We start from the raw sequence: 2,621 nt of genomic DNA on the forward strand, positions 1-2,621 counted from the left end.
CCCGCACCCGGTGCCCGCCCCCGAGGCCGAACGCCGGTGACAGGGCCGCCCGGACGCGCCCGGCGAGGTCCTCCAGCGCCTCCGGCCCGGCTGCGCGGGGCACCAGCACCGTGAACTCGTCGCCGCCCAGGCGGGCCACCACCTCCTCGCCGCGCGTGCATGCCGACAGCCGCTCCGCGACCGCGACGAGCAGCTCGTCGCCGGCGGCGTGGCCGAGGCCGTCGTTGACCGCCTTGAAGCCGTCCAGGTCGCAGAACACCACGCCCACCTGCGGGCCGGGGGCCTCCCGCAGCGCCGCGTCGAGCCGCGCGGTGAAGGCCCCGCGGTTGAGCAGGCCCGTCAGCGCGTCGTGCTCGGCCTCGTGCTGCAGCCGAGCCTGCTGCAGGCGGCGCTCGGTGACGTCGTGGAGGTGGACCACGACCGCGCCGACGGCGCTGTTGCGGGTCTGGTCGCGCAGCGCCGCCGACAGCCAGCGGTGGCCGCCGTCGCGCGCCCGCACCCGCAGCTCCACCCGCACGGTCCCCTCCCCACCGGCCGCCAGGCACCGCTCGAAGCAGGCCAGCGCCTCCGCCCGGTCCCCGGGGTGCAGCACCTCCGGGAAGGGCCGCCCCACGAGGCGGTCGGCGGGCACGCCCCAGTCCTCCGAGGCCGACGGGCTGACGTAGGAGATCGACCCGTCCCGGCGGATCGCCGCGAAGACCTCCCGGGAGTCCTGCACGAGGGCGCGGAACCACGCCTCCGCCGAGCGCAGGTCGGCCAGCAGCGCCCGCCGCTCGTCCTCGACGCGGGCCAGCGCCAGCAGCCACAGGAGGGCGGCGGCCGAGGTCAGGACGGCGATCCCGGTGGACTGCGCGGCGGGCACCGAGGAGGGCAGCACCCCGGTCAGCAGCAGGGCGTGCTGGACGGCCACCAGCACCGCGCCGGAGGCCGCCACGGGCCGCCAGGCCCGCCCGCCGGAGACGTCGATGTGGGGTGCCCCGACGAGCAGGGCGGCCAGCGGCAGCAGGAACGTGGTGCCGCTGCAGCTGGTGATCACGGCGAACAGCGCCATCGCCCACGCCACCCGCAGGCCGAGGCGGCCGTCCGGGTCCGGTCCCGACAGGAGCCGCTGGCAGCGGCTCTGCGCCGAGGCCCCCAGCAGCGCGCACGCGGCGACGAACACTGCTGCGGGCAGGACCAGCACGCCCGACCACGACAGCAGCGCCGCGACCGGCACGGCCACGGCCGACACCACGGCCAGGTCCGCCACCCCCTTCGCCCCGGACGGCGGACGCCCGCGAGGGCTGAGCGGGCACTTCCCGCGCGCACAGCTCGTTGACGGGCCGTGGCCATCGACTACAGCAAGAAGCCGGGCTCCCCGGAACCGTCCGCGACCCCGCCCGCGGCGGGCGGCACGGCGGGCGGCCCGTCGGGCAGCCCGCTGTCCCTGTCCAAGGTGACCCTGACGAAGGCGGCGCCGAAGGTCTCGCTGTCCAAGGCCGGGTCCGCCGGCGGCACCCTGCGCGTGCACCTGGCGTGGAACGCCCGCCCGGCCGGGCAGGCCCCCGCCTCCGGCGGCGGCTTCTTCTCCAAGCTGAAGGCGGCCGCCGGCGCGGGCAGCGGCGGCATCGACCTCGACGTCGGCGCGCTCTACGAGTTCACCGACGGCTCCAAGGGCGTCGTGCAGGCCCTCGGCAACGCCTTCCGCGACCGCGCCGCCGGCGACCCGCTCGTCTGGCTGGACGGCGACGACCGCACCGGCGGCGGCGGGGAGAACCTCTACGTCGACCTGCGCGACCCCTCGAAGATCAAGCGCGTGCTCGTCTTCGCCTTCATCTACGAGGGCGTGCCGAACTGGGCCGCCGCCGAGGGCGTGGTGACGCTGCACCCGGCCAGCGGCCCCGAGGTCGAGGTCCGCCTCGACGAGCACGACGACCGCTCGCCGATGTGCGCCATCGCGCAGATCGTCTCCGACGGCCGCGAGGTCTCCGTGCAGCGCGAGGTCCGCTACGTCCAGGGCGGCCAGCAGGCCCTCGACGAGGCCTACGGCTGGGGCATGCGCTGGCGCACCGGCCGCAAGTGAGGCCCTGACCCCCCGCCGCCCCTCCGGCCGTGATCTTCCACGGTGCACCGTGGAAGATCACGGCCGGCGTCGGGGCGGGAGACCGGAGGACCGGGGGGTCAGGCCCGCGGCAGCGGGAGGACGAGGACGGTCGCGCCGCTCTCGTCGACGACCTCGAACGCGGTGGCGTCGGCGCGCAGCACCGCCGCCTGCATGTCGCAGGTGAGCTCGCGCGCGCCGACGCCGAGGAACTCCCCGGCGGGCCGGGTCGTGCCGTCCGCGGTGCGCACCAGCGCCCGGTAGGGGCGCCCGTCGGCGAACCCGGTGGCCGCGAACGTCACCTCCACGCCCCAGGTGTGCGGGACGACGACGGCCGGCCCCTCGGGCCGCACGCCCGCGCCCAGCCCCGCGTCGGCCACCGTCAGCGGCAGCCGCTCGACGGCCACGGCCGGTGCGGGCGGCGCGTCCGGGCGGGCCAGCTGCCAGGTCGCGCCCGTGGCCACGGCCGCCGCCACCACGGCCGCGGCCACGGGTGCGAGCACCGTGCGCAGCCGCCCGCGGCGGGCCCGCCGCGGGCGGC

General features: G+C 77.8%; 2 protein-coding genes and 1 pseudogene. 1 reads left to right on the forward strand and 2 read right to left on the reverse strand.

What is annotated here, in order from left to right; genetic code table 11:
* On the reverse strand, nucleotides 1-1,249 hold a 1,249-nt coding region (locus GTQ99_RS22040; protein ID WP_166617828.1), incomplete at its 3' end, for a diguanylate cyclase domain-containing protein.
* 75 nt (nucleotides 1,250-1,324) lie between these two features.
* Between GTQ99_RS22040 and GTQ99_RS22045 the strand changes: the two genes are divergently transcribed.
* Nucleotides 1,325-2,062: a TerD family protein gene (locus GTQ99_RS22045; protein WP_166617829.1), complete on the forward strand. Its 738-nt coding sequence runs from the start codon at nucleotides 1,325-1,327 to the stop codon at nucleotides 2,060-2,062.
* 98 nt (nucleotides 2,063-2,160) lie between these two features.
* Here GTQ99_RS22045 and GTQ99_RS22050 read toward each other — a convergent pair.
* Nucleotides 2,161-2,621: pseudogene (locus GTQ99_RS22050) on the reverse strand (hypothetical protein); the annotation flags it as partial.

The sequence above is a fragment of the Kineococcus vitellinus genome (assembly GCF_009906315.1).
In the GTDB taxonomy this organism is placed as follows: Bacteria; Actinomycetota; Actinomycetes; order Actinomycetales; family Kineococcaceae; genus Kineococcus; species Kineococcus vitellinus.